At 61.6% G+C, this 7,744-nt stretch carries 5 protein-coding genes and 1 tRNA gene; 4 read left to right on the top strand and 2 right to left on the bottom strand.

Annotation, left to right across the window (positions count from 1 at the left end; translation table 11 throughout):
• The first annotated feature begins 627 nt into the window (after window positions 1-627).
• The 3 genes from rho to KSY82_RS04990 all read left to right on the top strand — a co-directional run bounded on the left by rho (window position 628) and on the right by KSY82_RS04990 (window position 5,171).
• Complete coding sequence (gene rho / locus KSY82_RS05000) at window positions 628-3,000, top strand: transcription termination factor Rho (protein ID WP_217750420.1); 2,373 nt, start codon at window positions 628-630, stop codon at window positions 2,998-3,000.
• 313 nt (window positions 3,001-3,313) lie between these two features.
• Window positions 3,314-4,714: a hypothetical protein gene (locus KSY82_RS04995; RefSeq protein ID WP_195502666.1), complete on the top strand. Its 1,401-nt coding sequence runs from the start codon at window positions 3,314-3,316 to the stop codon at window positions 4,712-4,714.
• A 7-nt stretch (window positions 4,715-4,721) separates the two neighbouring features.
• Window positions 4,722-5,171 (top strand): VanZ family protein, encoded by a 450-nt coding sequence (locus KSY82_RS04990; RefSeq protein ID WP_217750419.1) that lies wholly within the window; start codon window positions 4,722-4,724, stop codon window positions 5,169-5,171.
• 114 nt (window positions 5,172-5,285) lie between these two features.
• Here KSY82_RS04990 and KSY82_RS04985 read toward each other — a convergent pair whose 3' ends face one another.
• The gene (locus KSY82_RS04985; RefSeq protein ID WP_195502664.1) at window positions 5,286-6,176 is read right to left on the bottom strand and encodes an ROK family protein; all 891 of its coding nucleotides are present in this window, start codon (window positions 6,174-6,176) and stop codon (window positions 5,286-5,288) included.
• A 141-nt stretch (window positions 6,177-6,317) separates the two neighbouring features.
• Window positions 6,318-7,499 carry a pyridoxal phosphate-dependent aminotransferase gene (locus tag KSY82_RS04980; protein WP_217750418.1) on the bottom strand — a complete coding sequence of 394 codons (1,182 nt, stop codon included), beginning with the start codon at window positions 7,497-7,499 and terminating at the stop codon, window positions 6,318-6,320.
• Window positions 7,500-7,665: 166 nt separating this feature from the next.
• On the opposite strand from KSY82_RS04980, the gene KSY82_RS04975 reads away from it, so the two are divergent.
• Window positions 7,666-7,742: transfer RNA gene (locus KSY82_RS04975), tRNA-His, on the top strand.
• Window positions 7,743-7,744: the final 2 nt, after the last annotated feature.

Here is a 7,744-nt window from a genome sequence, read left to right as displayed (position 1 = left end):
GAGACGGCGGTCGACGAAACTGGAGAGGAGGTATTACGAGCTCCTGTGCGAATTGAAGGGAGCGCTCCCGCAAACTGCCTATTGACAACTTATAGGAGCGTCGGTTTTAGTTCAACAAGTTTCGGAGTGGTCGCGGTTGAGCGATTCATCGTAGTAAACCGCCATAGTTTTGGCGGAGGCAGTCAGATTTGTGGGTGTTAAACCAAAGAGTGTCCCTTTTGACTAGTCGTTTAAGAACGTCCCCAATGACTAAGTTGCAGGTGGCGGCGGTTGTGTTACACTAACGCTGCGTATATGACGCAAATATCTCGATACAGATCAATGATGTCCGTCGGTATTTGACGGAGCTAGACTGTTTAGCCGCCCTGAAGGTTTATGCAGGGAGCATGTGATCACAGGGCTTGAAAAGAAAGTTGAGCAAACACTGTGTCTGATCAACAGCAAGAAAACGAAATAACGACGACGCAGGCCGCTCCCGCTGCACCGGTTGCGTCGGACCAGGTTGCGGCGCCCGCGCAAGTCTCGGCTCCTGAGACGCCTAAGGCTGCTTCGACGCCTACGCCTGTAGCGGCTGAGAAGGCCGTGCCTGCAACTGGTGAGGAGGCTGCTCCGGCAAAGCCCAAGCGCATGCGCCGCACGGCCAAGCCTGCCGCTGACGGCGAGGAGGTCACCAAGCCCAAGCGCCGTACCACGCGCACGACGCGCGCCAAGCGCACCGTTGCAGCTGACTCCTCGGCGTCGATTTCCGATGAGGTCGCGCAGGCACGTGCGTTGGCGCAGATTAGCGAGGCTCAGGTGGTGCGCGCCCGCCGTCGTGCTGCCGAGCGCGAGGCCGCGGCTCTGACCGAGCTTGCAGCTCCGTCTGTGCCCGAGACCCCTGCCGCCACCGAGACCCCTGCCGCCGACCTGCCGACCGAGAAGCCGGCAACGCGCACACGCCGTCGCACGGCTGTTAAGGCCGAGCAGGTTGCTGAACAGGTAACCCCCGAGTTCACTGACGCTTCGGTCCGTTCCACGGCAGGGGAGGGCGCATCGCCTGCTGAGCACGCTGCGTCTGTCGAGGCCAGCGAAGTTCCCGTTGTCGATCCGGCTTTGCGCCCGCACCGTCGCGGTCGCAAGCCCAAGGCCTTCGTCGAGGCAGAGAAGGCCGCAGCCGCAGCCGCAGCTGCTCGGGATGCTGCGGCGACCGTCGAGTCTGCAACTGCTGCCGATGCACCCGTTCAGGATGCTACGACTTCCGAGGCCGCTCCCGCCGATGCCGAGCCCGCCGACGTCCGCCCCGGTCGCAGCCGTCGCACTGCTGTTAAGCGCACGTCCAAGGCTAAGGCTGCCAAGAAGGGTACGTCCGAGGATTCCGACGAGACGACCGCCGATGCATCGACTGATGCCGCCGAGCCCCAAGACGTCGAACGGCCTGCGTCCGAGAAGCCCAAGCGCGGTCGTAAGAAGTCCGCTAAGGCCAAGGCGTCCGAGCATCAGGCTGATGTCGAAGCGCAGGTCGATTCTGGCGCCGAGGCCAATGAAGCCGCTGCGGCCAATGCCGACGCCGCCACAACCGATGGTGCCGCGCCCGCCGAGGCCGAAGACGGCACTCGTTCCAACCGTCGCCAGCACAAGCGCAACGAGGAGCGCAACGAGCGCAAGGACGAGCGCAACAACGACCGTCGCAACCGTCAGCGCGATCGCAAACAGCGCAACAAGGAGCGCAACGCCGCCCCCACCGAGCCCACGCTTTCGCGTGAGGAGCTCGCTGCCATGAAGGTCGCCGAACTGCGCGAGAAGGCCAAGGAGTTCGAGATCGAGACGACCGGCAAGAAGAAAGCCGAGCTCGTCGAGGAGATCTACGTCACCGCCGCGAAGGCCGAGGGCTTCCGCGACATCAAGGGCATTCTGCAGATTCGCCCGGACAGCTCCGGCATCATCCACGCCCATGGCTACATGAAGTCCAACGACGACGCCTTCGTGCCCGCCTACCTCATCCGCTCCGCGCGCCTGCGCACGGGCGACGTCATCGAGGGCTCGCTGCGTCCTTCGCGCGGCGGCGACAAGCGCGCCGGCCTCGCCAAAATCACGACCGTCAACGGTCTGGACCCCGAGCAGATTCGCAACCGTCCCAAGTTCGGCGACCTCACCCCGGTCTATCCCAACGAGCCGCTGCGCATGGAGCACGGCAAAGACTCCATTACCGGTCGCGCCATCGACATCGTGTCGCCGATCGGCAAGGGTCAGCGTGGCCTGATCGTGTCCCCGCCCAAGGCCGGCAAGACCACGATCCTCAAGAAGATCTGCCAGTCTATCTCGATTAACAACCCCGAGGTGCACCTCATCTGCCTGCTCGTCGACGAGCGCCCCGAAGAGGTCACCGATATGCAGCGTTCCATCAAGGGCGAGGTTGTGGCGTCGACCTTCGATATGCCCGCCGACAACCACACTCGTGTGGCAGAGCTCGTCATCGAGCGCGCCAAGCGCATCGTGGAGCTGGGCGGCGATGTCGTGGTGGTGCTCGACTCCATTACGCGTCTTGCCCGCGCCTACAACTTGGCGGCGCCCGCCTCGGGCCGCATCCTTTCGGGCGGCGTCGATTCGGCGGCCCTGTATCCTCCCAAGCGCTTCCTGGGCGCAGCCCGTAATATCGAGAACGGTGGCTCGCTCACCATCCTGGCCTCTGCCCTCATCGACACCGGTTCCAAGATGGACGAGGTCATCTTCGAGGAGTTCAAGGGTACCGGCAACATGGAGCTTAAGCTCGACCGCGACCTGGCCGACCGCCGCATCTTCCCGGCTATCGACCCCGTTGCCTCCGGTACGCGCAACGAAGACCTGTTGGTCGACGAGCAGATGCGTCCGTTTGTCTTTGGTCTGCGTCGCATTCTTGCCGGCATGAACAACACCGAGCGCGCAGCCGCGTCGTTTATCAAGGGTCTTAAGGGCACCAACACCAACCAGGAGTTCCTGGTGCGTTCGGCCAAAAAGCACAGCGACTACGAGCAGACGTTCTAGGTTGTCATCCACGCGCAGCGATAGTCATCAATGCGATAAAGGGTCGGGGCTTTGAGCCTCGGCCCTTTTCCATATCGCCGCTCCGCGCTTATTTTTGACCATAAGACTGGCAAGCAGCAGGTTTCCCGTTTCAATCCGACATCGTCGCTTGCAATCGACAGGGCGGTTTCGCATAATAGCTTTTAAGCTTCGCGACGGAAAACGCAGATGAAACGAACCATATACCGTTGCTTTGGGGCATAGCCCCGCTTCATCTTCTCTCGCGCAGCCAACTGAATGATGCGATTTGGGTGCTGGAAGATGGGGAGAGCTCATGGCTTCTTCTGATGCAACACAACGAGCAGTCCTTGCCGGACTTTCGTGCGGGATCGGCCTTGCCGCTCCCGTGGTTATGTATGCCGCGACGCTGCCGTTTTCGTCGGTGAACGAGACGGTCGTGGCGGGTGCGGTTCCCTTCGCCGTGGGCGCGGTGGCGGGCGTGGGTATCTATGCCGCCTCGCTGGGTATCTCCGAGTACCGTGCGCAGCGTGAAGAGCGTCTGTTCCAGCCTGATGCCATGGGCGGTGCCGCCAATCTCAATCAGCATCAAAGCGAGTTCAAGACCGCCTCGATTCCAGCTCAGCAGCAGGATGCGACTCCTTACGCTGCGGCTTCTGCTTCTCAGGCTCAGGCGGAGCAGTCTACCTCGGCATTCCTTTCCGGCCTGACTGGTGCGTTCCAGCGCCGTCATGCCGATGATGGTGTCCCTACCATCGCTCGAGCCGCAGATGCCATGGACGAGGCCGAGGCTTGGTCCATGATCGACAGTATGCTCGACGACGATTCGCCGGTGAGCTGCGACCCTGCACACTCGCGCGACGTCTATCAAGTCGCCATCGACGAGCTCACCAACGGCGGGCAGACCGGCTCCTTCAATCGCGACGACATCGCCGCCGCGGCACGCGCCGTGTCTGGCTCCCAGGCCGCCCCTGCGGGCAGCACGGCGGCTTTCGTGGCACTCGTCGCCAACGCGGCAGCCAATAACGCCTACAGCGCTACCTCGGCGGACGCGAACGCTTCTGCCGACAATTCGTACGTTGATGAAGCCATGGCCGCGGACGAGGAGGCCGTTGCCGCCCGCCGTGCCGCCGAAAGCTCGTTGTGGGGCGCTCCTGCCCAGCAGCAGGCGGCTGAGGCTGCGCCGTACAATGCAAACCTCGCCAGCATGCCTATCATCTCCGGTGCCGCGGACATCGATCTCGATGACCTCGATGAGCCTGCAGCCATCACCGCATCGATTGATGCCCAAGATCGCATCAACACCGGCGACCTTCCAGATGCCTCGCTCGAGGTTGATGTCCCCATGGCCGATTACTCGGGCCACGAGGACATGTGGGCCGCCGCCACCGCGATCCTGGATGAGATTGACGAGCCTGCTCCTGTTACGGCCCCCGCTCCCGTCGCTGCCCCTCAGCCTGCTGTCCCCGCCTATGTCGGCCGTCACAGTGCTGTGTTCCCCGAGGATACTGCCCGTATCTCGCGCGAGAGCATCGAGCGAGCCGAGGCTATTGCCGCCGGCATTATGGAAAATCGTCGTCACGAGCGCGTCAATCAGATCCTCGAGGAAGAGATCGAGCGCCTGCAGTCCTCTACCGCCAAGCGTACGGGCCGTGCCTATCTGAGCGTTATCGAGGGCGGTACCGCCAGCTTTGCGCCGCTCCGCGCGGAGGCATAACTTCTGCATGGTTAAGATCAATCGAAAATGGGCGGTCGTGACCTGCCTGATGGCGCTCTTGATCTGGGGCAATTCGCTGGTTCCCGGCTCGGGGTCGGGCTCACTGAGTCTAACGGTCATGGAAGTTATCCGCGGTTTCCTGCACGGCGTGGGACTTCCATGTGAATGGGTGACCAACTTTGTTGTTCGCAAGTGCGCGCATTTTACCGAGTATATGGTGCTCGGCATCCTGGCAACGCACGCCTTTGATTTTGAGGGCCGGCGCACCTTTGACGTGCTGCTGCCCACGGCGGTGTTCCTGCTGCTGATTCCTTCGATCGACGAGACGATTCAGCTCTTTGTGCCGGGACGCGCTGGAATGATCACCGATGTGATGATCGACTGCTGTGGAGCGGCAACGGGCGTTGTGCTCCGATATCTCTTACGGTCGCTGATGTGCGCCAAAAAGGCCGCCTAGGACGTATTGTTTGGTCCTAGGCGGCCTTTTTTATTTGAGGGCTTATATGAGGCGTGGTGGCGTCGTTCCGTAGGTCGGATTTGCCGGGCGTGCCACGCCCCGTGGGTGCGTCTGCTACTGAAGCGCCTGTGCGCCCAGGGCCAGGCAGCCCATGATGCCCTGCTTGCCCTCGAGGCTGTTGTTGACGATGTAGCTATCGATGTCGTTGACCTCGGGCGTGACGATATAGCCGTTGAGCATCTCGGCGCACTTTTTGCGTGCGAGCGGCACGATGGGAGTGTGGTCGGCCACGCCGCCGCCGATGATGATCTTTTGCGGCGCGTAGCACAGCGTGTAGGTCATGAGTGCCTGTGCCAGATAGCCGGCGAGCAGGTCCATGGCCTCCGAGTCATCGGCCATGTCTCCGGCGCTCTTGCCATCCCAGCGCTTTTTAACGCCGGGGCCGGCGATGAGGCCCTCGAGACAGTTGTCGTGGAAGGGGCAGGCGCTGTGCTCGCCAATGGTGTCGCGCGGGTCGCGCGTGACCAGGATGTGGCCGGCCTCGGGATGCATCATGCCGTGCACGAGCTGGCCGCCCGAGAGCACGCCGGCGCCCACGCCGGTACCGATGGTCAGATACACAACGTCAGTGAGGCCCTGGGCGCAACCAAAGGTGACCTCGCCCAGGCAGGCGACGTTGACGTCGGTGTCGTAGCCGCAGGGAATATTGAGCTCGTTTTGGATGGTGCCCAGCAGGTCAAAGTAGCGCCATGCCGTTTTGGGCGTCTCCAGGATCTTGCCGTATTGGGGCGAGGCAGGGTTGACTGCGGTGGGGCCAAAGGCGCCGATGCCCAGCGCGGCGATGCCCTTGTCGGCAAACCATGCGTTGACGGCCTCGACGGTCTCCTGCGGAGTCGTGGTCACGATCTGCTCACGCTCCAGGACCGTGCCGTCTGCATAGCCCGTGGCGCAGACCATCTTGGTGCCGCCGGCCTCGAGCGCTCCGATAAGTTGCTGCTCTTCCATAATATTCCTCTCACTGGGACGAGTTGCTCCATGACTAAAGTATAGAGCTCTAAACCATTTAAGAAAGCGCCATAAAAAGAAGCCTCGCAACGCGGCAGGCGGTGCGGGGCTTCTTTAGTTACTTTAGTTGCCGGGCCGTCCTTACCCGCGCGGTTTGATTTTATCACGCAGGGACTTGAGGTTCTCCAGTGCCGCGTTAAGCGTCTCGTCTCGCTTGGCAAAGTGGAAACGAATCAGGTGGTTGACGGGCTCGCGGAAGAAGCTCGAGCCGGGCACGGCGCCCACGCCCACCTTAGACGCGAGGTCCTCGCAGAATTCGAGGTCGCTGTCATAGCCAAACTCAGAGATGTCCATCATGACGTAGTAGGCGCCCTGCGGCACGTTATGCTCAAGACCGATGCTGTCGAGTCCCTGGCAGAACAGGTCGCGTTTGGCGGTATAGAGGTCGAGGACCTCATCGTAATAGCTGTCGTCGAAATTGAGGGCGGTGACGACGGCTTCCTGCAGGGGAGCGGCGGCGCCCACGGTGAGGAAGTCGTGGACCTTTTTGATACGCTCGGTGATTTCGGCAGGGGCGATAGTGTAGCCCAGGCGCCAGCCGGTGATGGAGTAGGTCTTGGACAGCGAGCTGCAGCTGATGGTGCGCTCAAACATGCCAGGCAGCGTGGCCATGTAGACGTGCTCATGGGGTGCGTAGACGATGTGCTCGTATACCTCGTCGGTGATGCAGTAGGCGTCGTACTTTTTGCAGAGGTCGGCGATAAAGGTGAGCTCCTCGCGCGTAAAGACCTTGCCGCAGGGGTTGGAAGGGTTGCACAGGACGATGGCTTTGGGGTCGTTGTCGCGGAAGGCCGCCTCGAGTGTCTTGCGGTCAAAGTCGAATGTGGGTGGGTTGAGCGGCACGTAGATGGGCTCGGCACCCGAAAGGATCGTGTCGGCGCCGTAGTTCTCGTAGAACGGCGAGAAGATGACGACCTTGTCGCCGGGGTTCGTGACCGTCATCATGGCGGCCATCATGGCCTCGGTGGAGCCGCAGGTGACTACGATATTCTCGTTGGGGTTCACCGGCATGCCCATAAAGTGCTCCTGTTTGGCGGCGAGCGCCTCGCGCATGGCCTGGGAGCCCCAGGTGATGGAGTACTGGTGATAGAGCGGCTTGGGGTCGCTGGCGATGGTGCTCAGGCTATCGAGCAGCTGCGCCGGGGGATCGAAGTCGGGGAAGCCCTGCGACAGGTTGACGGCGCCATACTTGTTGGAGATGCGCGTCATGCGGCGGATGACGGAATCGGTAAACGTTGCCGTGCGGTTGGAGAGTTCTTTCATGCCGGTCCTTTCGAGCATTTGCAGTGGGGCAAGTTTACTCCTATGAAACCGGTGGGATTTGCTCGAAATGGTCTCGAAAAACTCTTTTCAAAATTCTTGAAAATTGGGGCTTGCATCGCGTGGCGTTCCTTGCAATAATAGTCGAGCGCGAAGCGCACAGGACACGGTGGGTGTAGCTCAGTTGGCTAGAGCGACGGGTTGTGGTCCCGTAGGTCGAGGGTTCGAGTCCCTTTACCCACCCCAGT

Source organism: Collinsella aerofaciens (assembly GCF_019131995.1).
Lineage (GTDB): Bacteria > Actinomycetota > Coriobacteriia > Coriobacteriales > Coriobacteriaceae > Collinsella > Collinsella aerofaciens_S.
The sequence above is the reverse complement of the archived record's forward strand: the minus strand, read 5'-3'. Positions and strand labels throughout refer to the sequence as shown.